Source organism: Cyclobacterium qasimii M12-11B, from assembly GCF_000427295.1.
GTDB classification, from domain to species: Bacteria; Bacteroidota; Bacteroidia; order Cytophagales; family Cyclobacteriaceae; genus Cyclobacterium; species Cyclobacterium qasimii.
Window position 1 is genome coordinate 33,530 of the sequence record NZ_ATNM01000143.1, and the last position, 25,352, is coordinate 58,881.

The 25,352-nt window shown below is 37.7% G+C and carries 25 protein-coding genes and 1 pseudogene; 11 read left to right on the plus strand and 15 right to left on the minus strand.

What is annotated here, in order from left to right; translation table 11 throughout:
- Positions 1 to 21 precede the first annotated feature (21 nt).
- The 3 genes from ADICYQ_RS28945 to ADICYQ_RS18530 form a co-directional block, all read right to left on the minus strand.
- Positions 22 to 351, minus strand: a complete 330-nt coding sequence (locus tag ADICYQ_RS28945; RefSeq protein WP_020892036.1) for an RNA polymerase sigma factor — start codon at positions 349 to 351, stop codon at positions 22 to 24.
- Positions 348 to 548 (minus strand): RNA polymerase sigma factor, encoded by a 201-nt coding sequence (locus ADICYQ_RS28950; protein WP_020892037.1) that lies wholly within the window; start codon positions 546 to 548, stop codon positions 348 to 350. The genes ADICYQ_RS28945 and ADICYQ_RS28950 overlap by 4 nt, the downstream gene beginning before the upstream one ends.
- 458 nt (positions 549 to 1,006) lie before the next feature.
- Positions 1,007 to 3,619: a family 20 glycosylhydrolase gene (locus tag ADICYQ_RS18530; protein ID WP_020892039.1), complete on the minus strand. Its 2,613-nt coding sequence runs from the start codon at positions 3,617 to 3,619 to the stop codon at positions 1,007 to 1,009.
- 75 nt (positions 3,620 to 3,694) lie between these two features.
- Here ADICYQ_RS18530 and ADICYQ_RS18535 point away from each other — a divergent pair, with 75 nt between their 5' ends.
- Both ADICYQ_RS18535 and ADICYQ_RS18540 read left to right on the plus strand, forming a co-directional pair.
- Positions 3,695 to 4,792, plus strand: coding sequence for an acyltransferase family protein (locus ADICYQ_RS18535; RefSeq protein ID WP_040417079.1), 1,098 nt, complete (start codon positions 3,695 to 3,697; stop codon positions 4,790 to 4,792).
- A gap of 4 nt (positions 4,793 to 4,796) precedes the next feature.
- On the plus strand, positions 4,797 to 6,659 hold the full coding sequence (locus tag ADICYQ_RS18540; RefSeq protein WP_020892041.1) for a sialidase/neuraminidase family protein: 1,863 nt from the start codon (positions 4,797 to 4,799) through the stop codon (positions 6,657 to 6,659).
- Between the two features lie 27 nt (positions 6,660 to 6,686).
- On the opposite strand, the gene ADICYQ_RS18545 is transcribed toward ADICYQ_RS18540, so the two are convergent.
- Both ADICYQ_RS18545 and ADICYQ_RS18550 read right to left on the minus strand, forming a co-directional pair.
- Positions 6,687 to 7,376 carry a 2'-5' RNA ligase family protein gene (locus ADICYQ_RS18545; RefSeq protein ID WP_040417081.1) on the minus strand — a complete coding sequence of 230 codons (690 nt, stop codon included), beginning with the start codon at positions 7,374 to 7,376 and terminating at the stop codon, positions 6,687 to 6,689.
- Positions 7,376 to 8,473 carry a DUF8457 domain-containing protein gene (locus ADICYQ_RS18550; RefSeq protein WP_040417083.1) on the minus strand — a complete coding sequence of 366 codons (1,098 nt, stop codon included), beginning with the start codon at positions 8,471 to 8,473 and terminating at the stop codon, positions 7,376 to 7,378. The genes ADICYQ_RS18545 and ADICYQ_RS18550 overlap by 1 nt, the downstream gene beginning before the upstream one ends.
- Positions 8,474 to 9,045: 572 nt before the next feature.
- Between ADICYQ_RS18550 and ADICYQ_RS18555 the strand changes: the two genes are divergently transcribed.
- The gene (locus ADICYQ_RS18555) at positions 9,046 to 9,624 is read left to right on the plus strand and encodes a thymidine kinase (protein WP_020892045.1); all 579 of its coding nucleotides are present in this window, start codon (positions 9,046 to 9,048) and stop codon (positions 9,622 to 9,624) included.
- A gap of 33 nt (positions 9,625 to 9,657) precedes the next feature.
- Complete coding sequence (gene recO / locus ADICYQ_RS18560; protein ID WP_040417085.1) at positions 9,658 to 10,323, plus strand: DNA repair protein RecO; 666 nt, start codon at positions 9,658 to 9,660, stop codon at positions 10,321 to 10,323.
- A 16-nt stretch (positions 10,324 to 10,339) separates the two neighbouring features.
- Here the strand turns inward: recO and ADICYQ_RS26255 are convergent, their stop codons facing one another.
- Together ADICYQ_RS26255 and ADICYQ_RS26260 are read right to left on the minus strand one after the other, a co-directional pair.
- Complete coding sequence (locus ADICYQ_RS26255; protein ID WP_020892047.1) at positions 10,340 to 10,777, minus strand: hypothetical protein; 438 nt, start codon at positions 10,775 to 10,777, stop codon at positions 10,340 to 10,342.
- 56 nt (positions 10,778 to 10,833) lie between these two features.
- Positions 10,834 to 11,106: a hypothetical protein gene (locus ADICYQ_RS26260; protein WP_051160280.1), complete on the minus strand. Its 273-nt coding sequence runs from the start codon at positions 11,104 to 11,106 to the stop codon at positions 10,834 to 10,836.
- A 237-nt stretch (positions 11,107 to 11,343) separates the two neighbouring features.
- Between ADICYQ_RS26260 and ADICYQ_RS18570 the strand changes: the two genes are divergently transcribed.
- Complete coding sequence (locus tag ADICYQ_RS18570) at positions 11,344 to 12,324, plus strand: isopenicillin N synthase family dioxygenase (protein WP_020892049.1); 981 nt, start codon at positions 11,344 to 11,346, stop codon at positions 12,322 to 12,324.
- A gap of 9 nt (positions 12,325 to 12,333) precedes the next feature.
- Positions 12,334 to 13,550 (plus strand): annotated as a pseudogene (gene chrA, locus ADICYQ_RS30875) (chromate efflux transporter).
- An 83-nt stretch (positions 13,551 to 13,633) separates the two neighbouring features.
- On the opposite strand, the gene ADICYQ_RS18580 reads toward chrA, so the two are convergent.
- Positions 13,634 to 14,839: a hypothetical protein gene (locus ADICYQ_RS18580; RefSeq protein ID WP_235114798.1), complete on the minus strand. Its 1,206-nt coding sequence runs from the start codon at positions 14,837 to 14,839 to the stop codon at positions 13,634 to 13,636.
- Positions 14,840 to 15,173: 334 nt separating this feature from the next.
- Between ADICYQ_RS18580 and ADICYQ_RS18585 the strand changes: the two genes are divergently transcribed.
- The 5 genes from ADICYQ_RS18585 (at position 15,174) to ADICYQ_RS18605 (ending at position 20,102) form a co-directional block, all read left to right on the plus strand.
- Positions 15,174 to 15,545 (plus strand): BlaI/MecI/CopY family transcriptional regulator, encoded by a 372-nt coding sequence (locus ADICYQ_RS18585; protein ID WP_020892053.1) that lies wholly within the window; start codon positions 15,174 to 15,176, stop codon positions 15,543 to 15,545.
- On the plus strand, positions 15,542 to 16,768 hold the full coding sequence (locus ADICYQ_RS18590; RefSeq protein ID WP_020892054.1) for a M56 family metallopeptidase: 1,227 nt from the start codon (positions 15,542 to 15,544) through the stop codon (positions 16,766 to 16,768). The genes ADICYQ_RS18585 and ADICYQ_RS18590 overlap by 4 nt, the downstream gene beginning before the upstream one ends.
- A gap of 460 nt (positions 16,769 to 17,228) precedes the next feature.
- The gene (nirK, locus tag ADICYQ_RS18595; protein WP_020892055.1) at positions 17,229 to 18,701 is read left to right on the plus strand and encodes a copper-containing nitrite reductase; all 1,473 of its coding nucleotides are present in this window, start codon (positions 17,229 to 17,231) and stop codon (positions 18,699 to 18,701) included.
- Positions 18,701 to 19,465 (plus strand): formylglycine-generating enzyme family protein, encoded by a 765-nt coding sequence (locus ADICYQ_RS18600; RefSeq protein ID WP_020892056.1) that lies wholly within the window; start codon positions 18,701 to 18,703, stop codon positions 19,463 to 19,465. The genes nirK and ADICYQ_RS18600 overlap by 1 nt, the downstream gene beginning before the upstream one ends.
- Positions 19,466 to 19,502: 37 nt before the next feature.
- Entirely contained in the window at positions 19,503 to 20,102 is a 600-nt protein-coding gene (locus ADICYQ_RS18605) for an SCO family protein (RefSeq protein ID WP_020892058.1), read from the plus strand.
- Positions 20,103 to 20,311: 209 nt separating this feature from the next.
- On the opposite strand, the gene ADICYQ_RS18610 is transcribed toward ADICYQ_RS18605, so the two are convergent.
- The 7 genes from ADICYQ_RS18610 to ADICYQ_RS18635 all read right to left on the minus strand — a co-directional run bounded on the left by ADICYQ_RS18610 (position 20,312) and on the right by ADICYQ_RS18635 (position 25,335).
- The gene (locus ADICYQ_RS18610; protein ID WP_020892059.1) at positions 20,312 to 20,710 is read right to left on the minus strand and encodes a group III truncated hemoglobin; all 399 of its coding nucleotides are present in this window, start codon (positions 20,708 to 20,710) and stop codon (positions 20,312 to 20,314) included.
- Between the two features lie 19 nt (positions 20,711 to 20,729).
- Positions 20,730 to 21,170: an RrF2 family transcriptional regulator gene (locus ADICYQ_RS18615; protein WP_020892060.1), complete on the minus strand. Its 441-nt coding sequence runs from the start codon at positions 21,168 to 21,170 to the stop codon at positions 20,730 to 20,732.
- Between the two features lie 10 nt (positions 21,171 to 21,180).
- The gene (locus tag ADICYQ_RS18620) at positions 21,181 to 21,663 is read right to left on the minus strand and encodes a hemerythrin domain-containing protein (protein WP_040417099.1); all 483 of its coding nucleotides are present in this window, start codon (positions 21,661 to 21,663) and stop codon (positions 21,181 to 21,183) included.
- 654 nt (positions 21,664 to 22,317) lie between these two features.
- Entirely contained in the window at positions 22,318 to 23,319 is a 1,002-nt protein-coding gene (locus ADICYQ_RS18625) for an alpha/beta fold hydrolase (RefSeq protein WP_020892062.1), read from the minus strand.
- 435 nt (positions 23,320 to 23,754) lie between these two features.
- A complete protein-coding gene (locus ADICYQ_RS29380; protein WP_200861909.1) occupies positions 23,755 to 24,033 on the minus strand; it encodes an HAD family hydrolase in 279 nt (92 codons plus the stop codon).
- Entirely contained in the window at positions 24,023 to 24,394 is a 372-nt protein-coding gene (locus ADICYQ_RS29385) for an HAD family hydrolase (protein ID WP_200861910.1), read from the minus strand. The genes ADICYQ_RS29380 and ADICYQ_RS29385 overlap by 11 nt, the downstream gene beginning before the upstream one ends.
- A 131-nt stretch (positions 24,395 to 24,525) precedes the next feature.
- The gene (locus ADICYQ_RS18635) at positions 24,526 to 25,335 is read right to left on the minus strand and encodes a class I SAM-dependent methyltransferase (RefSeq protein ID WP_020892066.1); all 810 of its coding nucleotides are present in this window, start codon (positions 25,333 to 25,335) and stop codon (positions 24,526 to 24,528) included.
- Positions 25,336 to 25,352 lie beyond the last annotated feature (17 nt).

Sequence of the window (25,352 nt, forward strand, 5' to 3'; positions counted from 1 at the left end):
GACAATGAAATTAAATCCAAATTACTCCATCTCTCTGCGAAGTATAAATTTCGCCTTAACCAACTGATTTTTCACAGTATTCTTAGAAATCATCAATAAATCTGCAATTTCATTGTAAGATTTTTTCTCGAAATAATTCATTTCAAGGATTTGTCTCCTTTTGGGTGAGAGATTGCCTATGATGCTTTCCATTTTGGTTAGCTGTTCCTCTTTCACCTGCCCACAATCATCTTCCTGCTGGTGAATCCTTTCCCAAAACTGCTCCTTCAAAGTCTTATTTTTATTTAAGGCTTTTAAGTAGTCGAAAATCTCATTTTTAACAGAAGTAAAAACATAAGAATTGAAATTCAATTCAGGTTTGATGTTTTTCTTCTTTTAAGAATTTTCATGAATACTTCATGATAAATATTTTCCGCTTCCTGTTCATCCTTAATTATGGAAACACTAAAGCGAATCACAGGTATTCTGTAATATTGGTAAATTTCTTCAAAAGCTTTTTTGTCGCCATTTCGAAAACCATCCATTACTTTTTTGTCAGGTTGCTCCATATTCCAAGTATTTATTGTTTTGGTAAATTATTTGGTGGCCCCTTAGAATATATAATTCTTTACGACCACCTAATTATTTATGAATATCAAGGAATAAATTGGGAATTTCTGCGCAAATCACGTATTTAAATCTTCATTTTGCGAAAACAATTAAATCACTAATAATTGTAAATGAATGTCTTATGAAAAAATTAACAAAAATTTAATGAATAGTTTATTGAAAACACTAGAATATTACCGAAAAATTAAAATTGCGTTAAATTTTGATAGGTTAACTTTTCATTTTAAATTTTAACCTTTTCACCAAACTAATTAAATGGTAATCCACTCAATTAGCTTGGTGATTTTTATTGGTTAATTTAATTTTAACGATATATTATTCTGTTAAAGTATGTTAAAATTACCTAATACATGAAAACCCATACATTACTTTATTAAATCAGAATTTTATTTAGGTTTTACTTAGCCTCTCTTAGCTCCCAATTCTTTGGTGAAACTTTTATGGCTCTGCTTCCTTTGCCTGTATCATCAAAAACCTTGAGAACAATTTCTCCACTGATCTCTACTGGCCCAGTATATTCTTTAGCTGTCATTGTAGGCTCAGTACCATCAGTGGTATACCTTATTTGCAAGCCAGGGAAATTTACATTGGCATACATTTTACCATCCACAACTTTGGCACCAGCAGGAGCGATTCGATAATTATAACCACCATTCCACCATTTCAGTCTCGAAAATGCTGTTTGCCCAACTCTATTTGCAAATTGATTCCAGCCTTTAGCAATGCTTTGATCCATTTTAACCAAATCAGTTTCCTTTTCCCAATCACGTTCCGCTGCCCAGGCACTTTCAGCAAAGCCAAGCATTTTAGGAAACATATAGTACTCCGCCATATCCCTACCTTTCACTGTTTCAGTCCATAGCTGCGCTTCCAATCCTATGATGTTTTTCTTAGCTTCAGGCTTTATCCTTACCATATCCTTAAACTCTTCATCCCGATCAATTACCTCTCCCATACTGGTCTTATAAGTGGTCTTGAACCAATCATATGGAGCAAAGGCCCAAGCATTCTTGGTATTGACAAATCCAGCCCAATATAAACCCGGTTCTTCAGGGTCATTGCTGTAGGCCAAGTCAAAATAAAAGTTGGACACATTACATAATACAACATCATAGCCCATATTTGCCAACTGATATCCCAGATCAGGATAATCAAACATATTGTTCCATATATAAGGAACTACCTTTTTGTCAGCAAATTCCGGATTGGGTGTATAAACTCCAGACTCATCTTTCAATAGCACCATTTCTTCCCAAACATGCATTTCTAAATCCCTATCTGCCAACTTTTCCAATAAAGTCCTGAAAAAATAAGTTTGCAGGTTTTTAGGATCTTTGATTTCAGGAAGCTTTTCCATAAGCTTTTTGGCCTGAGGTGAGGCAGTCCAGGCACCTTCTGCTACTTCATCTCCTCCAGAATGCATCTTTTTAAGCTCCAAACCAGCCTCTTCATACATCTTCGTCAATTCATCAACTACCTTGAGGTAAAAGTCATATGTTGAAGCACTGGCCACATTCACTACATTGTCTTTGAATGATTGGGCAGACATGTACTTCGACTGGTCTTCCGGGTCTATAAGCCGATAAGCTTCCGCTCCCTCTGTGTCACCCTCTTCCATTAATCTCAGGTATCTTTTTTCCATAGACTTAATGGCCGCTCTGGCATGTCCTGGGAAATTCAATACTGGAATCACTGTAATATGCCTCGCTTTTGCATATTCAAGGATATCAATAAATTCTTCTTTAGTGTAGAAGCCACTTCCATGTTTTCCTTCCATATAGGAAAATGGACCAGACCCATATCCTGGATGGACTGATGGCTCATGCATACTCTTGGCATGTTGTCTTTGTCCGCCTACTTCAGTAAGCTCAGGTAAACCTGGTATTTCCAATCTCCATCCTTCATCTTCAGTTGTATAAAATAAAAAATGATTCAACTTATAATGTGCCATAATGTCAAGGGTCCTTTTAATGGTCTCCTTGGTTTGAAAATTTCTTACCACATCCATATGCAAACTTCTGAAACCAAATCTTGGAGAATCAGCTATAGCAACATAAGGTAAGGTGAAAGGCAATTGTGGATTCAAATAAGTATCATTTCCTAAAAGGGCCAGTAAACTTTGCACACCGTAAAAAACTCCTGCAGGATCAGTTCCTGATATCGTCACCCCATTCTGGTTGATATCCAATTGGTAAGCTTCTTCTTTCTTCCCATTAACCTCAATATTTGCCAGCTTTAATAATATCCCGTTATTGCTGGTAGTACCGGCTTGAGTTGAAAATTTAACACCAGCAAGGGAACTGAGCTTCTCACCAAGATATTCTGCTTCATTTGAAAGTCCATCTTCAAATCCAATAGTCGTTTTTTCATCGATTTTAAATTCACCATCCCCTTCTATCACTTTATAAGGAGTAGGTATTATTGGGAATAATTCTTCCTTATTCAATTTCACTAAATTCTCATTGCTTTCATATTGACTTTCGGCTGAATAAGGGGCCTCTTTATCCATGGTACCTCTCAAGCGCTGTTGGTCTTCTGTAAAAGGCTTAACCTCTAAATTATTCACAGCAATAATCTCTTCAGATTCTCCATCTTCACTGTAAAAGACAAAATACAAACCCATTGGAGCGTCCGATTCTTTAATGACTCCCTCGATTCCTAAATAAGGGATCTCAACACGCTCACCTGGAGCCAATGAGAAACCATCTTCTGGGCTCAGCTTGTACCAATCTCCGTTAAGGTGCGTAATGTTTGCATTTTGGGTGGACAATATACCTCTTGGAGACATACTAAAAAACAAGGCCCAACCATCTTCTCCGAGCGTCAATTGGCTGCGATTTTCAATTCCGAAACTGGCTTCAAATTGACCCTCTTCGGCCGTAAAGTTACTTTTTATTCCCCAATCAATATAAATATCATCAACAGCCTCATTCCAATCCGGTGAGGATTGACAAGCGAAAAAGCAGTTTATTAAAAGTAAAAAGGAAACGATCCGAGTGATTTTATTCATAATTAAAATGTTTAAGTAGCCTTATTATTACACCTCATGGTATTAAATTGACTATTAAATAAAAAAATATATTGTATGAAGCCTACAATTACTAGATTAATATCTCTGGATGCACTCCGGGGTTTTACAATTGCCGCCATGATTTTGGTGAATTATCCAGGATCATGGAGCCATGTATATCCACCTTTATTGCATGCAGAATGGAATGGAATGACCATGACAGATTTCATTTTTCCATTTTTTATTTTCATGGTGGGCGTCTCAGTGGCATTTGCCTATTCTAAAAGACTGGATGAAGGTGTTCCTAAAGGAGGAATGTATAAGAAAATCATCACAAGAGCTATAAAGCTATTTGTTCTGGGAATATTTCTAAACCTTATTCCCGACTTCGATTTTTCAAATATGCGGATCGCTGGAGTATTACAAAGAATATCAATTGTCTTTCTAGCGAGTTCATTTTTGTTTTTAAATGTTGGCTGGAAAAAGCAAGCCTACCTTGGTGGGGGAATTCTAATATTTTATTGGTTATGCATGACCTTGATTCCTACGCCAGATGAAGGAGTAGTTATGTTAGAGCCAGGGCGAAACTTAGCGGCCTGGATTGACAGAATGTTCTTACCAGGAAGAATGTGGGAAGTGACATGGGATCCAGAAGGTTTCTTCACTACACTTCCAGCAATTGTTACAGGTATTCTCGGTCTTCTTGCCGGTAGAATTTTGTTATCTGTAAAAGGTGAAAATTTAAAATCAAATTACCTGATGGCTATAGGATTGGTATTGGTATTAACTGGCTTACTCTGGGCACAGGTTTTCCCTATTAACAAACACCTATGGACAAGTTCTTTTACTTTGATCACCGGTGGAGCAGGATTTATTGCTTTAGGTGCAAGTTATTTTGTCGTAGATATTCTCGGTAAAAAGAAAGGTACTTCCGTGGGTATCATTTTTGGAGCCAATGCAATTACAGTCTACGTTTTAGCGGACGTCTTGTCATTGCTTTTTTACACGCTTGAAATAGGTGGTCAATCGCTCAACATGTATTTTATTGATGTATTTACAGGAATAGGACTTCCTGTAAATCTGGTAAGTATGATATATGCCATCTTATTTGTCATGCTCAATTTCATACCGGCATACCTACTGTTTAAGAATAAGATCTTCATTAAACTATAAGCCAATGATTTCCCGTAACTTTAGTTTCTATTGCTGTTTATTGTTGCTGTTTGGCTTACCTCTGGCAGGTTTTAGCCAAACGGGCAGTATCGACGAGCCGGTACGCTATATAGGTGGCAACAGTGTTGATCCCGATAGGCATGAAGGCAGGCTGAGGTATGCAATAGGCGTAGATAGCAGGCAAACGTTACGGGTAAATCGAACAAATCCTAAATTGGCTGATGATTATGGTTGGACTTACAATCATGCCTCCAACCTTGCCTACTGGGAAGGGAAATTTTATCAGCAGTACTTAAGTAATCCTGTAGACGAACACATTGCTCCTGGACAGACTTTAATGACGACCTCCACCGATGGTAGAAATTGGTCTAAACCAGAAGTGATTTTCCCACCCTACCAGCCGCCTGCTGGGGTCAAAATCCCAGCAGGATACGATGGCTATATGATGCACCAGAGAATGGGGTTTTTCACTAGCAAAAATGGAAAATTACTCACCATAGCTTTTTATGGACATACGGAAGATCCATTTGAGAAAGGTGGCATAGGCAGGGTGGTAAGAGAAGTGAATAAGGATGGCAGTTATGGGCCTATATATTTCATCAGGTACAATAGTCACACTGATTGGGATTCTACCAACACCTCCTTTCCTTTCTACAATACTTCAAAAGACAAGGCTTTTATCGCTGCCTGCGAGGAATTACTAGGTGACACTTTAATCACCTTGCAGTGGCGGGATGAAGACAATGGTCTGGATGGATTTTATACAGGGGAACGTGGAGGCGAAGCCTTTTCTTATTATTCCCGTAAAGATGGAAAAATAGTTGGTTTTTGGAAGCGGTCTGTAACCGCTTTATCAACAGATGGAGGCAAGCACTTCTCAACACCAGTTAAGGCATCAACACTTACAATGGCCGGAGGGAAAGTTTGGGGACAGCAGACTGAAGACGATCGGTACGCATTAACCTATAATCCCATTGACATTGACGAATACCGGTACCCACTTATCGTCATCAGTTCAGACGATGGAGTGATTTTTGATGACATGGTTTTGGTTCAAGGCGAAGTCCCTCCCAGAAGATTTTATGGGAGGTGGAAGGATTTTGGACCTTGTTATGTAAGGGGCATCGTAAAAGGCAATGGAAACCCTCCTGGCGATGACATGTGGCTAACTTATAGCATGAACAAAGAAGACATGTGGGTAAGTAAGGTGCCTACACCCATCCGATACACTGTCAATGGTCCTGTTGATGATGACTTTGACCAACTTGTAGAGAATGAAGCAATCCCAAACTGGAACATTTATTCACCCAAATGGGCTCCTGTCAATATAGTGAATTCAACCGAAGAACATGGGCTGGCACTGCAACTCTCAGATGAAGATCCATACGATTACGCAAGAGCGATCCGAGTATTCGAGACCAGTCAAGATGTAGCTATCAGTTGGGATTTTATGGTACCTGATACCAATAAGGGCACATTGGAAATGGACATTACAGACCAGTTTGGAAATCGACCAGTACGGTTAAAATTGACTTCATCTGGAAATCTTGCCTATTTCTCAGGTAGTGAAGAAGTAGATTTAGGGAATGTCACCCTCAACAAATGGAACAGTATAAAATTGGACCTACATGCCAGTATTTATGGGCAATTTGACCTGTATTGGAATGGGAAATTAGTGGCTAAAACACTCCCCCTTACAGAAGCTGTAAAATCAGTCGAGCGGATTTCCTTTAGAACAGGAGAATACAGAGACCTTCCCAATAGAAAAACTCCCAATGAAGACCTGGTACCTCCATTGCCCGGAGCTGACAAAAAAGAACCATTGGGGATATTTTTTGTGGACAATGTATCAGTCCATCCAAAATAATAACCACTATAGAACTTCCTAATAAACTTAGCGAAAGGGAAGTGTATAAGTATTCAATGTCTTAACAATGGATTTTCGTTGGTACCAATCATTGAAAACAAATTCGACTTGGTCAAAAGCTTGTTGTCCGAATTTGTGGTTGCTAAAGGCATCCACTAAAGCTAAAACTGCATTCACTTCTTCTATGGGTTTGCTGAACCTAACCACAGTACTGTGTGCTGTGACCAATTTGTAACGCTTGTCCAAAGACTGCTCCACCTTCGAGGTAGCAAAACTATTCCTGAGGTTTTGCCTAAAACGAGTTAGCGCATCATTTAGTGGATAACCTTTTATAATCAAACATGAAGGAGAGGTGAATACTCCCTCAAAGTTAAGTTCTATTTTACCTATTCCTTCTAAGGCCTTTTGAATAAGGCTTTCGTATTTATCCAGGTCCAGCTTCTCCAAAGAGAATCCCTCGTAACAAGAGATGATAGGCATTACAGTGACATGCAGGTCAGCTGCTTGATAAAAATATTGATCAGGAAGAATATGTTGGGCTTTATGAATAAACGTTTCAAATGCTTCTTTCACCTGCAAATTAGGCCTAAGTAGCAGTGTCAAACCCCTCCTTAGATCCATAGGATTGTCTAAATCTGCATCTTGAGAGAAGCCCTCCTTATTTATAATGGACAGGGCTGAATTATGCAGATTGGCATAATGATTCCTCAGTTCCATTAAACTTCATCATATTTTCTAAATATCAATTGAAGTAATTCCAGCACTTCCTCAGAATGGATGTCCCAATTCAGGCTCAAAACGAAACTTCTGTTAAGTAAATCAATGGCCTCAAAGAAACTATCTGTTGCATCCAACTCAAAAATAGCTTGATCCATCAAATCCGGATTACCTTGAAATAGTCTCTTGGTAAACATTATGCGCTGATTGATCCCCATTCCTTCTTTCAAATGAGAAATACTTCCTTTCATATAAGGGTTTTCCTCGGCATCAAACTTAGCCCACACAATTGACGGGTCTATCGTTTCAATTCGCTTTTCAGTCGGAGCTTCGTCTTCCTGAATATGATTTGAGGATTCGACTTCCTGCTCTTCAATAACAACCTCTGTTTTTTCAACAATATAATGTTTAGGCTCCTCTTCTACCTCTTTTTCCACTTCAGCGAAAACATCAGGTTTGGACTCCTCAGGTATATCTTTAATTAGCGTATCAAAGTTCAAGGTTAATACTTCTTGTAAAGGCGCAAGCAATGCCAAAGGTTGAGACGAATCATCTGATTCTTTTTCAAACCCTTCATATAGTTTTTGTTTCCAAAAGAGGCTTCCTGTATCTGCAGCCCAATCTTCTGCAGCAGGCACCCAAGACTCCCGGTACCATTTTATGTATTTTTTCAATTCCTTTACATAGGAAGCAGGTTCTTTGTGTCCCTCTTCTAATACTGATTCTATAAAAGTTACCGGATCCACCGCCAGGAGAATGGTTTTTCCCACTGCACGCCCCAATAAAGGCTCAAAATCTATCTTTTCTATTTTAATGGATCTGGAAAGCACATTCATAAAAGTGGACAAGGCTTCTTTTACAACATTGTCCTGGAAATCAAAATAAGGATTCTTTGAGAATGAATCGGTCTGTTTTTGCCAATCCTCAAAAAGCTCTCTGATAACCATTAAATTAAGCTGAAAAGAATGGGTTAGCTCAATTATTTCTTGTCCACTAATGTACTTCCGGTGGGTAAAATGATTGTCGCAGATTATTTGAGAAAAATCTCTGGAATAACTGTCAATATAATCCTGATCTAAAATCATTTGTTTCGTCATATTACTTGAATTTCTCCCTATTATATAGAGGTAAAGTTATGTAATTTATTCTTTAAATAAAGAAGCTGATAGAATTGTAAACCTCAAATTCACCTACGACTTTCTAAAACCTGTAAATCACATCAATACTAAAGTATAAAATCATTCAATATCAAATACTTAGTGCTTTTCTAGGATCCTCAAAGGTGTTACTTCCAGGCTAAATTTTAAATAAAATTCAGTCTGGCAAAAGGTTTTGTTCAAAGCTATGGTAGCATTCCGCTGGTAAAATCTTCAGTTCTTGCCTTTGTTGGCAAAAAGAACAAAAACCAAGTAATTCAGAAACATGTGAAGGTTAAACCCTTCTCGCACTACTGAAACCAGCCTATTTAATTGCAATTTCATCCGTTATTGAAAGGCGCTTGGGCTGGCCATTTCATAATCTGATGCTTAATCTTCTTTTAATTTTTATTAATAAATATAAATCAATTAATTTTGGCTGTTTAAACATTACTCAAATTTATATTGGTATTGATTCAATCGCTATGTTTGATCTAATCAATTATAAAGATTTTTTACCTTATCCATAATTTATGTTTATTGAACCATCTTTAGGAAAAACCGGAAATAAAGGGCCAAAGGGTCAATTGGAGGTAATATGTGGTTCAATGTTTTCGGGCAAAACGGAAGAATTGATCAGACGCTTAAAAAGGGCTTTAATAGCCAGGCAAAAGGTTGAGATCTTTAAACCCGCCATAGACAAAAGGTATGATGACAACAATGTAGTGTCACATGATGAAAATATAATCCGATCCACGCCTGTACAATTCGCAGAAGACATTTTGCTTCTTGCTGGAAATTGTGATGTCGTGGGGATAGATGAAGTTCAGTTTTTTGATGCTCAGATAATTCCTGTTGTAGAAAAACTAGCAAATGCTGGTACAAGGGTAATCATTGCTGGGTTGGACATGGACTTTGAAGGCAATCCATTTGAGCCAATGCCCCAACTATTGGCCATTGCAGAATATGTCACTAAAGTACATGCTATCTGTATGAAATGCGGTGATCTTGCTTCTTTTAGTTACAGACTGTCAGCCGACAAAAACAAGGTGATGTTGGGAGAGAAAGAAAGCTATGAAGCCCGATGTCGCAAATGTTTTTATGACCTTTAGGTAATGGGCCAATGACTAAAAAAAACAACAGGTATTGTAATTGGATATACAAAATACAGAGAAACATCAATAATCACCAAAATATTCACCCGGGAACTAGGGCTCAAATCTTATGTGGTAAACGGGGTCAGGAGCACAAAATCTTCCTCTAAAGTCGCCCTTTTCCAACCATTAACACTTGTTGACCTCGTTGTATACGATAAAGAGAATGCCAACATCAACAGAATAGCTGAAATAAAATCAGATAGCAGTTTTCAGCGGATTCCTTTCGATTTTATTCGGTCAGGAATAAGCATGTTTGTGGCAGAAATAATGGGTAAGGTTGTTTATGACAACTATCAAAACGAATTGCTCTTTGATCATCTCAGAAAACAAATCTTAACCTTAGATGCTGAACATTACCAGCCAGCATTGTTCCCCTTATACTTTTTGATAAGCACCTCCCGCTACCTGGGTTTTGAACCTGAAGATGCTGCTGATTTTTTCTTACAGCTCCCCGTAGATCAATCAGGAAGGATATATAACAATAAGGTTCAATTTCTGGATCAAATCCTAGAAAGTGAAGACCACAGTCCACCAGTGATTCCAGGAAATGCCAAAAGGCAATTATTAGACGACTGGATATTGTTCTATAAAATCCACATGGACGGGTTTGGGGAGATAAAATCTTTAACCGTCTTACGTACCCTGCTATCTTAAAATAAATAGATACTACTTACTCTATTATAATATTCCGTGTTTCGCTAGCAAAGACACCACCTATCTCTTGGTCATTGGCCGCACCGACCAAACTGATTTTCAAGCTATGTGGTCCTTTTGAGAGCTTTGACAATTGCACAGGAGCTATCTCTTGGGTATAGTACTCCTGCCCATCTATCTCGATTTTCACTTTCACACCATCGCTTTCTGGTCCTCCGCCCAAATAAAGAAAGTCCACAATCACAGCTTCCTCCGGCGCATAGGCTTGCTGCTCAGCTGGAAGGTGTAAAATGACATATGGAGCATCGTCTTCAGGAAAAGGCCTGGACTCTCCGACCGTAAAATCTCTAGCAGAAAAATTACCATATTCTTTTAAGGACAGCCCTTCCTCATTGAGCAGAAAAGCCACTGCCCTATAAGTGCCTTTGTTTAAATCCATTAGAAAATTAGGCATGCTATACGGTTTTGGCGAGGCACCATTTAAGGATAGCATTAATGGGTTTTCTCTACCTAACCCGTGGTTTCGAATATTAAAAGAAAAGAAACTTTCCCTTCCTTGAAATTTTCATTCCCTATTGGGTTGTAAATATCCAGCATTGCATCTGGATTCATTTCAGCTTGAAGTTGTCCAAAGGAAATTTTTTCGACTACTTCTTCAACTGAGGCAATTGAATCTGTTACTTGTTCCTCGCTCAAGTTTTCCGATTTATTACTTGAAGAATCACAAGAAATCATGGCTACTACTACAAGTGCCAGTCCGATACAATTATGGTAAAATTTCATATTGGGTTGTTCATAAAAATCTAAGGAGAAAGATACTTCAGCTATTTTAATACTTTGAGAAAACACTACTAAACGGGCTATTTCCTATTTTATGACTACATCCTTCGGTCCTGCCTATTCAATATTATCATTTCTTTCAATTTCAGTCACCAATTGAAAATCTATTCTGTAATCCGGCTTCAAAGGTATTTATTTTTAACAATAAAAAAATTACCTTGCGTTAAACTTAAAAATCAAATGGGCGAAATTTTATTTGAAGAGGTTCCATGTCTTGACTTGGCAGATTTTGTTTCTGGTGACAGAAGTAAAAAAGCCGCCTTTGTAAAGAAACTAGGAGAAGCTTACGAGAACATTGGTTTTGTGGCTATAAAAAATCATGGTCTGGACCAAAGCCTACAAGACGACTTGTATGCAGCTATAAAAGATTTTTTCTTACAACCTGACGAGATAAAATCCAAATATGAAAAGCCAGAAATGGGCTTTCAAAGGGGCTATGCTGGTAAAGGAAAAGAACATGCTAAGGGCCGAAACACTGGTGATTTAAAAGAATTCTACCACGTTGGCCAGCCACTTGATATGATTTCAAATGATGACCCCGTAAAAGAAGAGTATATCCCAAACATTTGGCCATCAGAAGTCCCTGGATTTAAAGAGACTTCCTTGAAGGCATTTCAGACTTTGGAGGCTGCTGGGAGAATCATGCTTCAGGCCATTGCCCTAAATTTAGGACTTAAGGAAAGTTACTTTGACAGCAAAATCGAACATGGCAATTCTATCCTACGCTCGATTCACTACTTCCCTATAAAAGACACCGATTCAATCCCAGAGGATGCTGTACGTGCTGCTGAACATGGAGACATCAACTTTATCACTTTACTAATGGGAGCCAGTGCTGATGGCCTTCAAGTGCTGCGAAGAGATGGGAAATGGATCCCTATCACAGCCCTACCCGATCAATTGATCGTAAATGTAGGAGACATGCTGGAAAGATTGACAAACAAAAAGCTCAAATCCACCATTCACAGAGTGGTAAATCCACCACGAGAGCTCATGCATACAAGTAGGTATTCCATTCCATTTTTCTTGCACCCGCGCTCAGAAATGGATTTGAGTTGCCTTGATTCATGTGTAGATGAGGACCACCCAAAAGCCTTTGAAGATTGCACCGCAGGTGAGTTTTTAGAGGAAAGATTAAAAGAGTTAGGCCTGAAAAAATAAAACACCCCTATGACGGACATCAGGAAGGTACGGTATTATATATATCTGAAAGATGTGCTCGTACTTTCTCTGACAGCTTTTGGTGGACCGCAAGTTTTTTTGGCCATGGTTTTAGATATCATGGTCAAAAAAAGAGGCTTTATCACAGAGAAGGACCTGCTAGAATTAAATGCCCTCTGTTTGGTATTGCCAGGGCCTACCTCAACACAGACCATATCTGCAATAGGCTTTAGAGTTGGCGGGCCGTTTTTGGCCTATCTTTCTTTACTGGTATGGGTACTCCCTGCTACCATTCTAATGATCGCCACAGCCTTTTTGATAGAGTACCTGCAGTCCAACACCAAAGGAGAGCTGGGCTTTGCGAAATTCATTCAGCCCATGGCGATAGGGTACATTATCTACGCTTCTCAGATCACGATTAAAAAAATGATCCATACAGTAGAAGCTGCCATCCTAATGATGATTGCAGCTTTTATCGCCTTCTTTTACAACTCCCCTTTTATTTTCCCTATTATGTTACTTGTAGGTGGGTTAATTACCACGCATAACTACAACAAACAACCTATTATAGAAGAGAAATCGGAAATAAATATTTCCTGGTCTAATTTTATTTTGTGGGCGGGGGTATTAATAGGTGCAGCTGTTTTGGGACATTACACAAAATTTTTTGCCAGTTAGATTATTTGAGAATTTTTTACAGAAATGGGTCTCTGATTTTTGGAGGAGGACAGGTGCTAGTCCCTTACCTCTACACAGAATTTGTGGAGTTTAAACACTACTTGAGCTCAGAAGAATTCTTGACCGGCTATGCCATTTCTCAAAGCATTCCGGGACCAACCTTTAGTATTAGCTCTTATATTGGAGCATTGTCCATGAGAGAATGGGGAGCCCCAGGAATGATTGCAGGAGGGTTAGTGGCTGCTGCCGGCATCTTCCTACCTGGTACTTTTCTTATATTTTTCGTGATTCGATTTTGGGACGCCTTAAAAAAATACCGGCCTGTAAGAGCAGCTTTAGAGGGTATAAATGCGGTCAGTTGCGGAATGCTAATTGCCGCAGCTTACCTTTTATTTGAACCTATGGAAAACAATTTCATTAACATAATGATTATCATAGGCACCTATATTTTATTAAGGTACAGTAAAATCCCTTCTCCTTTGATCATCGTATTAGGAGCAGGCATAGGACTGATCTACCAATGGACAATGAATAATTTTTTTCTTTAGCCGAAATGCGAAGAAGTCATTCTTATTTCATGAAATTCTTCTTTAAATCAATTGACTATTTTAATGCCAATGACTGGTAAGAATTACACCTCTATTGATAGCATCTCAACGCCATTGTGGCTATTTCGATGAAATAGATACATATAAATAAAAATCCCTAATGGTAAAAAGCAACTGAGTAAAAACATGCCTTCATGGAAATAAGTCAAAGTGCCCCATTTCTGCCAAATGTAAAAGCCTTGGGCAAACAAAAGCATTTCAGAACCTATAAACCCCAAATAAAATGGCCATATCGCTGGTTTTAACACATCTTCAGAAGATCCTGAAGCATAGGTATTAAAAAAGGAAAACATCAAGTAGGCAGAGAACAATCCCAGCATATTAAGGTGAATAAAACCAATAATAAATACGCGAAGAAAAACAGCCATTTCGGCTAGCACCGGCACTACCAACAGGGTTTGAAAAGCCACCCGAATAAGCCCTACAATTAAAGCCAGCATCAAAAATTGTTTCGCTACTGAAGAGAAAGAAAGTGATGGTTTTTGTGCAGCTATCTTTTTTGAAAAAAGAATAGCCCCTAAGCCAACAAGCTGAATAACAACCCCGACAGCATTGATGTAATAAGCCCAATTCCACTTATAGGCCCAGAACAATACCAATGCAAAAGTCAAAATCTGGCTACTTAAAATCAACCAGTAAACAATACGAAAACCTGACCAAGGAATTACTGGTTTGAAGTCTTTTAAAACAAGGGTTAAGAGCGCAAATAATAGCCAACCATTGAACTGAAAGTGCAGATAAAATTGAATGGCTACCTGGTAAAGGATCCCACCACCACCTCCGGACCCCATAATCACAGCTACCGCCCAGACACCAAGTGTAGATAGGACGAGAAGGCTTAATGCGGTTTTCAATAAGAGGGTTATTTGTACATCTTCCTTATTATGGTCTTTCCATACCCTGAAAACAAATAGGTAGCTTAAAAGAATATGAAGGGAAGAAAAAAATATTGAAAACCCTGCATAGCCCTGCAAGGGAAAGGCTACCATCATACCAGTTACAGCCATTTGAGTCAACCAAAATAGCCATGAATAGATGGGTTTTGAGGCCATTTCCTTGCTTAGGAATCTACCGTGGATCATTAAAAAAAACCCAATATATAGCCAACCTAAAAGGGCAACATGAGAGTGGCCATGTAGCATGTTCTTGTAATCCAACCAGTTTAGCTCCCAAACAAAAACCGCCCTAAGCAACAAGCCCATAACAGCCGCAATAAAAAAATTAAGCATTGAAATTAAAACCCAGGATTTCCTCATTATTCGACTGTATTTGTATTGGACATTCGTGCAATCAACGCCCTAACCAATAACCTCACTAAATCATATAAAACAAAATTACATATAAATTAAGATAGTTTTATCTTTTTATATGGCGCTATGCTAAAAACCTGGCTATCGTCTTATTTTGGTGAGAAAAAGAAAAGCTGATCATGTCTATATTGTTTTAGGCCACTTATTCTATTGAATCATTTGGTAAGTAAGCATTTATGAAAAAAAAGTCAACTTAAATTTTGAGTTATAAAATATTTATCTACATTTGTAGAACACATTACGCAAACATAGAATGAATTTATCCAAATCCGAAGAAAAACTGATGGAATTGATCTGGTCGAACCAGCCCATATTTATGAAAGAACTATTGGAAGTTCTTCCGGAACCCAAACCTGCTCCCAGCACCGTGGCAACATTACTGAAACGCATGCAGCAAAAAGGGTATGTGGGGTTCAAATTGTTTGGAAATTCAAGACAATACCATGCACTTGTAAAGAAGCCGGATTACTTTTCTGGACAGGTAAAGACCATCATTAAGGATTTTTTCTCTGATTCTCCTCTTCAGTTTGCCTCATTTTTCACCAAAAAAGCTGATCTAACCACAAAAGAATTGGAAGAAATTAAAAAACTCGTCGAAACGGAAATTGAAAGAAGAAAAAAATGATGGTAGACTTAATCAAATTTATCGCTTGTTCGGCAATCCTTATGCTGCTTTTTCGCCTTTTTCTGGCCAAAGAGAAAACATTTCTATTAAACCGTTGGGTGCTTATATTTTTGATACCTGCAGCCATGCTTGTTCCCTTCTTTAGTATTCCCGTATTTCTGCCACAGGAAATCGCAGTCCAGACGAGCTATCTTCAACTGGCCCAGCAGCAAGCTCATCCCTCTCAGGTTATTCCTTCGCCTTCAACGGGCATCTCTCCACTATTTTGGCTTTTAACGGTTTACCTGACCGTGTCTTTTATCCTTCTCGCGATAAAATCAAGTGCATTAATCAGGTTAATCAACTGGACCAAAAAGGACTCATTACAGCCCATGAAAGGTGCAATGCTTGTTTTATCAGAAAAAGTCTTGTCTCCATTTAGTTTTGGAAAATTCATTTTCATGCATCCCTCAACTTATAGGGAAGCCAGCGAAAAGACCGATATGATCCTAAAACATGAGCTCGCTCACATCAGACAAAACCATTATATTGATTTGGCAATAATGGAGTTCCTTACTGTGGTTTTTTGGTTCAATCCAATTGTATTTATGGTGAAGAAAGCCATGGTGCTTAACCATGAATACCTTGCCGACCAAGACGTGCAAAATTTTGTCCACCCAATAAAATACAAAAAACTCCTTCTAAAACTCACTGTCCATAACACCCCGATGGCATTGACAAGTGCCATATCTTCTTCCACACTAAAACACCGTTTAATCATGTTAAATAAACCCTTAAAGAAAACGACTATGCGCCTTCGAATCGCTTATTTCAGCTTATCAACATTACTGATAGTTACTGGATTTTCATTAAAGATCAGTGCCCATCAGCCAAATCCGATTCCTCCAAATACTCAGACACAATTGTTTGAGATCCAAGACATCACGTTGGACAAACAACCCGAATTTCAAGGGGAAATAAGCAATGGAGAAATCCATTCAAATAAGAATGCATTGAAAGTTAATGCCAAATATGCCAATGGAATGTGGAAAGGTACGGTCCAAGATCCCAAAGGAAACCTACTTCCAGGTGCCACTATTATAGTCGAGCAAACTAAAACAAGTTCGGTAGTTGTAGGAACTGTAACAGATATTAATGGAAAATTCACTATAAAAACAAGTTCAACAGCAACCCTTATTGTTAGTTTCAAAGATTATAAAACCGTAAAATTAAAACAAAATTGAAACTTAGCATCCAATTAAATTAGACCTTTAGTCAATGCGGGTAGCATTAAAAACTTTGATAAGGTCATCTAACAAAGGTTACATGCAATTATTCATGTAACCTTTGTTTTTATACAGGTGATTAAAAACCGACCTGATTAACAGTCTTTTAATCAAGACAATGAAAACCAAGTAGAAATACCACGTTCCACTCGTCATTACTATTTTAATATGGTACATTTACATATATTCAAAATAATGTAATTTTTTATAACATTATTAAAGATGTAAATAATTATATTTTTTATTTATTCAAAATAAAATGTATTATTACAATTAATATCTCATTACATGACAAATGTCATGATCTGACCTAATTTTTGCTTTATCAGGTGGAACGCTCTCTTACTATCTTTACCACATAAAACAGTACCAAAAGAAGCTTATAAAAAATCACAACCTATATAAATACTAGTTTATCATGGAAATAAAAAAATTGAATTCATTTAGAGGATATTTTTATCTTTTTATCCTTTTAATTCCAGTAATAATAGTTGGATGCCAAAGCAATGAATCAGAAAAAAGGTACACGCCAAAAAGTGTTGCTGATTATTCTAAAATAAAGGTATTTGGAGAAGAACATGCCACACTTACCGCACCACCAAACGTACCACCACCAGTTGGAAACAGGCCTGCAAAAAAACTTTTTGTTGAAATGGAAATCATCGAAAAGGAGGGTGAAATGGCAGATGGAGTCACCTATATGTATTGGACATTTGGTGGCTCAGTACCCGGTTCCTTCATCAGGACGAGAGTCGGTGACGTCGTAGAATTCACTATCAGCAACCACCCAGACAACAAACTACCACACAATATAGACCTTCATGCGGTAACAGGACAAGGAGGTGGAGCGGAAGCTTCATTTGTTGCTCCAGGCCAGCAAAAGGTGTTCTCTTTTAAAGTTATCAACCCAGGCCTGTTCGTATATCACTGTGCAACAGCACCTGTTGGTATGCACATTGCAAATGGCATGTATGGTTTGATATTGGTTGAACCAGAGGGAGGATTACCTCCTGTGGATAGAGAGTTTTATGTAATGCAAGGTGACTTTTATACAGAAGGAAAATTTGGACAGCAAGGATTACAACCATTTAGCATGCAAAAAGCCATTGATGAAAACCCTGATTACGTATTGTTTAATGGAAAGGTTAATGGCCTCTCAGGTGACAACAGTATCACAGCTAAAGTTGGTGAAAACATCAGGATATTTTTCGGTAATGGAGGCCCAAATTTAGTTTCCTCCTTCCATGTTATCGGTGAGATTTTTGACAAAGTTTACCTTGAAGGAGGTGAACAATTCAATCACAATGTTCAAACAACTCTGGTTCCTGCTGGCGGATCTGCTATTGTAGAATTTGTGGCAGATGTACCCTCCAATCTGGTAATTGTAGACCATAGTATTTTCAGGGCATTTAATAAAGGGGCTTTAGGTATTCTTTCCGTGTCCGGAGAAGAGAACAAGGAGATTTTTGCCGGCGCAATAATGGAAGGGATATATCAACCAGAAGGCAGCGTAATACAGAATATGCCTAAAAGTGAACTGGAAATTGAAGCTCCTGCAAATCTTACCAAAGAAGAGCAACTTATTGCCGGTAAAAACCTTTACATGCAAGCATGCTTTGCTTGTCATCAGCCAAACGGTGAAGGGATTCCAAATGCCTTCCCCCCACTTGCTAAATCAGATTATCTCAATGCAGATGTAGATCGCTCTATAGGGATATTGCTCCATGGCTTGTCAGGTGAGCTAGTTGTTAACGGTAAGACTTATAATAGTATAATGCCTGCGCAACAAATGAATGATAGCGAGATTGCCAATGTTTTGACCTACGTATACAATAGCTGGGGCAATAGTGGAAAAGTCGTCACACCGCAAATGGTAAAAGCACAAAGATAATGAAAAATTGGGTATTAATAGGGGCACTTGCATTGATCCATTTTTCCACTTTTGGTCAGGAAAATGCGATGAAAAAAATAGATGGGGGGTCTTACCTCCCACTCTATGGCAACTCAAATGAAGAAGTAAATGTAAGTGCCTTTTATATTGACCCACTTCCTGTAACACATGAAGCGTACCTGGAATTCGTGAAAGAATATCCGGAATGGCAAAAATCTAAGGTAAAAGGATTATTTGCAGACAAAAGATACTTAGAAGTTTGGGAAAATGATCTATCCTATCCATCAGTATTGAAAAACAGTCCAGTTATTCAAGTTTCCTGGTTTGCGGCAAAGGCTTATTGCGCATGTCAAGGCAAACGTTTACCCACAGTCGATGAGTGGGAATATATAGCCATGGCCAATGAAGTAAAAGAAGATGCCCGAGGAGATAGCCTTTATAATTTAGCGATTTTAAGAAGTTATGAAACCCCAAAAACCTATTTACTACAAGTAGGCAGTAAACCAAGTAATGTCTACGGGGTATATGATTTACATGGATTGGTCTGGGAGTGGACGCTTGATTTCAACTCTATCATCATTACAGGTGAGTCGAGAAACAATGGCAATACAGATCAAGGCTTATTTTGTGCAAGTGGTGCATTAGGTGCCAATGATCTGATGAACTATGCAGCTTTTATGCGGTACGCTATGCGCTCTAGTTTAAAGGCCCGTTACAGTATGACCAACCTAGGTTTCAGATGTGCTAAAGACATCAAACAATAAATTTAATGCGGCATAATCTGCCATAATTGACACGCTCATGAAGATATCAATCACAATAATATTGGCACTTGTAGTATTCATTCAAGGCTGCAAAGAACAAACACCTTCAACCAAAATAACGCCAGAAGAAGTCCAGGAATTGAATGAAATGTCCATTTACAATTTACCCAGCAACTGGAATACACAAGATGGTAATCAAATATCTTTCATAGACCTTAAAGGGCAGCCACTAGTGGTTGTAATGATCTATACTTCATGCCAAACTGCTTGCCCGAGATTGGTTGCTGATATGCGTTTTATTGAAGAAAAAGTTGGGACTAAAGCAGCGACGCAACCTCGCTATGTATTGGTAAGTATTGACCCCTTGGTTGATACTCCTGAAAGACTAAAGAAATTTGCAGCTGAAAACGAAATGAGTGCTGATCAATGGCTATTTCTTCAAGGTACCGAAGACAGCGTAAGAGATTTTGCCAACATCCTATCTGTAAAATACAAAAAGATAAACCCTATGGATTTTTCTCACTCTAATATCATTAGTGTCTTTGACAAAGAAGGAGTATTGCAATTCCAAAAAGAAGGGCTGGGATTAGAAAATGATGAGATTGTTGACCAAATTCTTGAGATTAGTAAAATTTAATTCCAATGCTGTTCAAAAGTATTTCCCGACTTCATCCAGGCATTCCAAATTTTTTAAAGGCTGAGAACATTGATTAACCTGTGCAATCTATCACTAGGACTGATTCAAAAATAGCACTATTTGGCTGTTTTTGATGTGGTCTTATCAACAAATAAATCGCCAATTTAGGTTAATAAAAAGGCGTCTTTATAAGCAACGGTTTTTGTATTTCAACTTAGAGGGCTCATATTTCTTCCTTGGTAATACGCAATTTTTATCTGAAACATTTCAGCCATCTTTGCTGCTCTCCAGAGGGCTTCAGTTGCCTTTTCACCAAAAAAATTCTCCCTGAGTGTTTCCTGAAATAAAAACAACCAACGCTCAAAATGCTGCTTATCTATCGGTAATTTTGCGTGCGGCGGAAAGGGACTTCCATAATAAGTATGCTCCTTAAGTAAAACCGTCTGCCAAAACAGGTACATCTTTCCAAGGTGTTTCTCCCAATTACCTTTTATTTTCTGTTCAAAAATTGGCCCAATCAGTGTGTCTTCCCTTACTTTTCCGTAAAAAAGATCCACCAACTTCTTGATTTTATCTATTGAATCTAAATCTTCTTTTTCGTTCCCCACCTTACAATTCAGTTAAAGATTATTCCAGAATAGTTGACAAAGTAGCTTTTCCAGAAACAACTTCCTTTGCAAGTCCTTTTATCGTTTTCTCTGAAAGCAATTTAGCTAAATTTTCTCTAATTGCTTTGTAGTCATTGTGAATAGGACAAGGATGGGATTCTGAGCACTGCTTTAAACCTAGACCACATCCTTTGAAAAGCTTGTCGCCATCAATGGCCTTTACAAGGTCCAACAACCTCATGTTTTCTTGGTCATCACTTATATAGAAACCCCCATTGGGTCCTTTTGTAGAACTCACTAAATCTTGTTTCGCTAGAGATTGTAGAATTTTGGCAGTAAAAAACTCGGGAGCATCTATCTCTTTGCAGATGTCTTTGACTCCTAATTTCACTCCTTTTGTATTCTGGGACCAAATGTAAATAACTGCCCTAATTCCATATTCACATGCTTTAGAAAACATATTCTTTAATTTATTTAACCCAAAATTTATCCTCCCACTCTTCTGTTGTGGGTTTGTGGATTGCCGCTACTTTCTCCTCCATTTCCTCTAGTTCTTTGCTTTGTAATTCTACTTGCAAATATTGGAAAAGCTTCCTTTCCTCAAAACGAATATGTGCCTCTACGAGCACACAAAGTTCCGTCAATTGCGCTGACAATTCATCTTCTTTGAGAACATCAAGTTTTTTGAATAACTTTCTAATCTCCTTGTGTTGCCCTTCTACTTCTTTTCTAAGCAAATCATTTTTTGCCATATACGAGAATATCACTTTTTCCTCTAGAAAGAAATGAGGTTCCAGATGCGTTAAGAAGAAATATTTCACATAATTGTGTAATCTTTCAGGTTGAATTCCTTTCTCTTGCCCCTGCCGTACCTTCCATACTAACAACAAGCCAAAATGATGATCTCTAGAAACTGGCACAAATGCCGGGTGTCTCTTTAGCGGTTTTCCCATAACAGGCTTACTTTTTATAGGCGAATAATCGCCCAATATTTAAAAACTATTCAAAGATAAAGAGTATACAAGTAATTAAAAAGACATTTTTATCTTTAATTAGAACTGTACCACAATATCCATTACAGCCAGATCCAATCCACTTTACAGAATAAGGTTAACCATAGGATAATCACTTAATTAGGAACCCAACAACTGAAAACCCAAACCTGGGTTTTATACCCTAAACTTCAGATACGTTTATAAAACAAACATACTTACTTAAGTTACAATTGAACCTAGCACCTTATCCTTTCAAAATAAATTTCAATGAAATATTTTGTCTAGTGCCTACTAAATCCCTCCCCTAAAACAACTTGGATTTCAAGGTCACAAATTCCCTAACCCATTTCTCAAATCAAGAAAATCTAGCAACTGAAAAAATCCAAATGGCTAATTTGGACAACAATTTCCTGAATTAATTAAATTGGGTGTCAAGCAAATTAATTCAGGATAGACATCAAATAAACCGCTTTGATTAACTTTTAAGTTCCTTTGATGGGAAAATAACTCAATAATTATTGGCTACAATATTTAAAAGCAAATCCAGCAATAAACCTATTATTGCTGGATGTAATCATTTCATTTTAGGATCGCAAAATTCTGTTTTAAAAACTATTCTTTTAGAAAGGTGATTAATGGATTAATAAACCCATTAAAATCTTCAATATGAGGTAAATGCCCAATCCCTGGAAGTTCTACTAGCTGCGCATTGGGAATCTTTTCTTGGGTTATTTTACCCAATTCACTGTATAAGCCCATGGTTTCCCTAACTTCTTCAGTTACCAAAGGTTTACCAAGTGCAGTTCTGTCTCTAGTCCCAATAATAAATAAGGTGGGTGATGAGATATTTTCAAACTCATAAACTACAGGCTGAGTAAAAATCATATCATAAGTAAGTGCCGAGTTCCATGCAATGGTTTCATAAGAGGAATTAAGTGTCCACCCTGCCAAGAGATTTACCCATTGGTCGTATTCTGGTTTCCACTTATTATCATAATAACTTTCAAGTTGATACTTTTTAATGCCTTCATAATTCTTTTTCAATTCATTTTGGTACCACCACTCAACAGGTTTATAGGGAACCTTTAGTTTCCAATCTTCAAGTCCTATGGGATTTTCTAAAATTAGCTTTTCAGTTGTCTCAGGGTACATTAATGCGAATCGAGAGGCCAACATCCCTCCCATAGAGTGTCCTAAAATAGCCGTTTCCTTGATATTCAAGGAATCAAGTAATGCTTTGGTATTTAGTGAAAGCTGTTGGAAAGTATAATGAAAATGGGCTGGCTTTGATGATTTGCCAAAACCTACCTGATCAGGAACAATCACCCGATACCCTTCTTTTGTCAATGCTTCGATGGTCCTTTCCCAATAAGCGCCATTGAAATTTTTACCATGGAATAAAACAATATTTTTCCCATTATAATGATCTGGCTTTACATCCATATAAGCCATCTTCAAATCTTGTTCTTGGATGTCCAATGGCAAATAGGAAACAGCATAGGGATATTGGTAATTTGAAAGCTCAATATCTAACCATTGCAAATTGTCATCCTGTGCTGAAGTGTACTGGTAGCTACTTAAAAATAAGATTACGATTAATATTCTTTTTGTCATTTTACGTTCATTAAAGTGTCTTTCTGATCATAAATGTTATTTGGGCACTTGATATACTGCCTTACGCTTTCCTCACATAAGGGTTTAATAATTCGGTTATTGCCATAAAATCACACGCAACCCATTTGCTATTTTTAGATATAGCATCCTACCGGACAGAAATTAGAATTGCATTAAAAATTCAATGTGTATTTAATCTCCGCAAATTTCCGTCCAAGATCAAAAGACAACACCTCTCTTAAGTTATCAGTATACCATCAGGAATTGGCAATTGAACTCAAAACAGCCGTCAGTACCCTATTCAGCCAAGAGCTCAATCTTGAGAAAAAGGAATTATTAAAGCAGGGATTAATTCGAAAATTTTGAGATTTACTGGGAATTGGATGACTCAAAAAATCCAAGCCGTAAATTTTGGCTCATTAATTAAAGTTCCCATTATGGTATCTCATCACTTTCAAAGCTGTCTATTTGATGGTCTGAAATTTCAAAATTTCTGACTTTACCTCCATTTGTAAAAGCAATGACCTTCATCCCTGCATTTTTTGCGGCCAACATTCCTGAAAAAGAATCTTCAATTACAATGCATTCTGCTGGGTCAGCACCTAACTTTTCAGCAGCACTGAAATAAATAGCAGGGTCAGGCTTTCCTTTTAATTCTGATTCCGCTGATAAAGTAGCATCAAATAAATGCAAAGCATCTAATTTATTTAACACAACAGGGATTATTCTTTTTTGGAGAATTAGTTGCCAATCCGATTTTATACTCTTTCGCTTTTAGCTTTTCAATAAAGGATTTCACACCTTTAATCAGGCAGTCTTCTGTCTCTATTAACGCAATAACTCTTGACACAACCAACTGTTCGACTACCTCTAAATCAACATTTTCCCATAGAGATTTTTCATGCCAAAACTGCGTAACTTCAAAAGTGGTCATGGATTTGGTCAAGTTAGCCTGATCCTCTGTCACCTTAACACCCAAGGAGGTGAACACTTCAAATTCTGCCTGCTTCCAATACCCTTCTGAGTCCACTAAAACGCCATCCATATCGAATATAAAGGCTTTGTTATTCTTCACTTGTATATAATTTTAATTATCCGTTGGCAACCCGTTTCATTTGCCCCCAACTATGTCTCCTATATATTGATGCTAGGTTATTTCTTTTTACATCTTCTTTGCCCGATAAGTCTTGAGCTTCAGGGCCACCCCTATTTTATTTTAGAGGCTGGTATTTTCCCTCTAACTTCTTTCAGTTTCATTGTCATTGAAATGGCTTGTATTTCAACCCAATCATTGTATTCTTCAATGGCTTTGAGCCTTAATTTCTCATCTAAATATCCTTCATCAACCATCTGTTTTAAACCAGCTACCTTAGCCCAAATTCCAACTTTAGCTTTAAAATCAGGCCTGCTTTTATCATAATGTTCATCCGAATTAATTTTCTCAATATCCACCATTCCTATTTCTTTCATGAGGTCTGGTAAATCATCCGCAATTCGATTATTCATTCCTGCGTCTTTTCTCCATCTCAAGAAAATCACATAAAATGCTTTCATACTTTCCGGAGGTTCCGGCTTCCATTCTAAATTATTGTGGTTGTAATCTAGAATTGAAATCATACCGTTAGGCTTTAACAATGATTTCATTTTTACCAATGCCTCTTTCGGATTATTCAACCACTGCAAGGTTCTGGCCGAAGTAATCAAGTCAAATTTCTCCTCGGTTTCAAAATCAAACAAATCAATATGAATAAGATTTAAATTTTCTATATCCTTATAGCTTTCTTTACCGCTTTCGATAAACTTTTCTGTATTGTCTATTCCTATAACTTTTCCAGCATTACCGACAATCTTCGCAATGTCCTTAGTAATTGCCCCTGTTCCACAGCCAACATCCAAAACTGTCATCCCTTTTTTAAGAATAGGCTCGAGTGTTCGATAGTCAGTCTTTAGGCTTCGCTCATCAAATATTTTTGTGCTTGCTTTTGCGTCCCTTTCAATGGGTTTGTTCCTTTCCATTTGCTTGTAATTCTATC

Bases quoted from the DNA above. Each gene is read 5' to 3' on its own strand.
- ADICYQ_RS18540 (WP_020892041.1), top strand. From the start codon at position 4,797: ATGATTTCCCGTAACTTTAGTTTCTATTGCTGTTTATTGTTGCTGTTT.
- ADICYQ_RS18600 (WP_020892056.1), top strand. From the start codon at position 18,701: ATGAAAAATTGGGTATTAATAGGGGCACTTGCATTGATCCATTTTTCC.
- ADICYQ_RS18550 (WP_040417083.1), bottom strand. From the start codon at position 8,473: ATGACGAAACAAATGATTTTAGATCAGGATTATATTGACAGTTATTCC.
- ADICYQ_RS18555 (WP_020892045.1), top strand. From the start codon at position 9,046: ATGTTTATTGAACCATCTTTAGGAAAAACCGGAAATAAAGGGCCAAAG.
- ADICYQ_RS18570 (WP_020892049.1), top strand. From the start codon at position 11,344: ATGGGCGAAATTTTATTTGAAGAGGTTCCATGTCTTGACTTGGCAGAT.
- ADICYQ_RS18545 (WP_040417081.1), bottom strand. From the start codon at position 7,376: ATGGAACTGAGGAATCATTATGCCAATCTGCATAATTCAGCCCTGTCC.
- ADICYQ_RS28950 (WP_020892037.1), bottom strand. From the start codon at position 548: ATGGAGCAACCTGACAAAAAAGTAATGGATGGTTTTCGAAATGGCGAC.
- ADICYQ_RS18530 (WP_020892039.1), bottom strand. From the start codon at position 3,619: ATGAATAAAATCACTCGGATCGTTTCCTTTTTACTTTTAATAAACTGC.
- ADICYQ_RS18585 (WP_020892053.1), top strand. From the start codon at position 15,174: ATGAATTTATCCAAATCCGAAGAAAAACTGATGGAATTGATCTGGTCG.
- ADICYQ_RS18535 (WP_040417079.1), top strand. From the start codon at position 3,695: ATGAAGCCTACAATTACTAGATTAATATCTCTGGATGCACTCCGGGGT.
- ADICYQ_RS26260 (WP_051160280.1), bottom strand. From the start codon at position 11,106: ATGAAATTTTACCATAATTGTATCGGACTGGCACTTGTAGTAGTAGCC.
- ADICYQ_RS18605 (WP_020892058.1), top strand. From the start codon at position 19,503: ATGAAGATATCAATCACAATAATATTGGCACTTGTAGTATTCATTCAA.
- ADICYQ_RS18620 (WP_040417099.1), bottom strand. From the start codon at position 21,663: ATGGGAAAACCGCTAAAGAGACACCCGGCATTTGTGCCAGTTTCTAGA.
- ADICYQ_RS18615 (WP_020892060.1), bottom strand. From the start codon at position 21,170: ATGTTTTCTAAAGCATGTGAATATGGAATTAGGGCAGTTATTTACATT.
- ADICYQ_RS18590 (WP_020892054.1), top strand. From the start codon at position 15,542: ATGATGGTAGACTTAATCAAATTTATCGCTTGTTCGGCAATCCTTATG.
- ADICYQ_RS26255 (WP_020892047.1), bottom strand. From the start codon at position 10,777: ATGCCTAATTTTCTAATGGATTTAAACAAAGGCACTTATAGGGCAGTG.
- ADICYQ_RS18635 (WP_020892066.1), bottom strand. From the start codon at position 25,335: ATGGAAAGGAACAAACCCATTGAAAGGGACGCAAAAGCAAGCACAAAA.
- ADICYQ_RS18625 (WP_020892062.1), bottom strand. From the start codon at position 23,319: ATGACAAAAAGAATATTAATCGTAATCTTATTTTTAAGTAGCTACCAG.
- ADICYQ_RS18580 (WP_235114798.1), bottom strand. From the start codon at position 14,839: ATGCTTAATTTTTTTATTGCGGCTGTTATGGGCTTGTTGCTTAGGGCG.
- nirK (WP_020892055.1), top strand. From the start codon at position 17,229: ATGGAAATAAAAAAATTGAATTCATTTAGAGGATATTTTTATCTTTTT.